The organism is Candidatus Acetothermia bacterium (assembly GCA_024653305.1).
In the GTDB taxonomy this organism is placed as follows: Bacteria; Bipolaricaulota; Bipolaricaulia; order Bipolaricaulales; family Bipolaricaulaceae; genus JACIWI01.
Genome location: JANLFW010000066.1, coordinates 1 through 803, shown reverse-complemented (window position 1 = coordinate 803; position 803 = coordinate 1). Strand labels below are relative to the sequence as shown.

Genomic DNA, 803 nt, shown 5'->3' with positions numbered 1-803 from the left:
CAGGGCTACTGCGAACAACACTGCTCTCCTCATCGCTCTCCTGTCCGCCTTTGGGAAGGCGGGCCCTATCCTACCCGCGCCGGCTCCAGGCGGCTTGCCCGCCGCGCCGGGTACCACGCGGCGAGGAGCACGGTGAGGACGACCACGCTGAACGCCGCGAGCCAGTACCAGCCCGACGCGGCGGCGTAGATCACCGTGGGCATCCCCAGGGCCCCTCCCACGCCCCGCACGAAGCGCGACAAGTCCAGGCCGCTGCGGCCGAGGTAGAGGAGCCCGGCGTACCCGATCCCACCCCCGACGGCGAACCCCAGGGCCCCCACGAGCGCGGACTCCAGGAGCACCACCCGGGCGAGGGTCCGCCCCCGCATTCCCAGCGCCGCCATCACCCCGAACTCCCGCGTCCGCTCGAGCACGGAGTAGACCGTGGTGTTGGCCACCCCGAACCCGGCGAGGAGGCTGATGAGGACCACGAACGGGATGAGCTTGACGGTGGAGCCGGAGACCATCACCCCCGCCAGGGGGTTGAGGTCGAAGTAGTCGGCGACCGAAAGCTCAGGGTGCGGGGCCAGGCGCCGGCGCGCCTCCGCGACCGCCCGTCCCGATGGGACCCCCCGCGGCAGGGCGAAGGCGAGCGCCGTCGCCCCTGGAGTCCCGGTCAGAGCCTGGACATCCCCAAGCGGGGCCATCGCGACCCGCTCGAGCTCCACCACTGTGGGCTGGAAAAGGCCCACGGCGACAAGGGCCCGCGACCTCGCGCCCCCTCTCCCGCTCACCACGACGACGACCCGCTCCCCCACCCGCAC

1 protein-coding gene is annotated in these 803 nt (G+C 72.9%); it reads right to left on the bottom strand.

The features are described 5' to 3' along the window. Window positions 1-65: 65 nt before the first annotated feature. Window positions 66-803 (bottom strand): FtsX-like permease family protein (locus NUV94_08250; protein MCR4392725.1); only part of this gene is annotated, 738 nt, incomplete at its 5' end.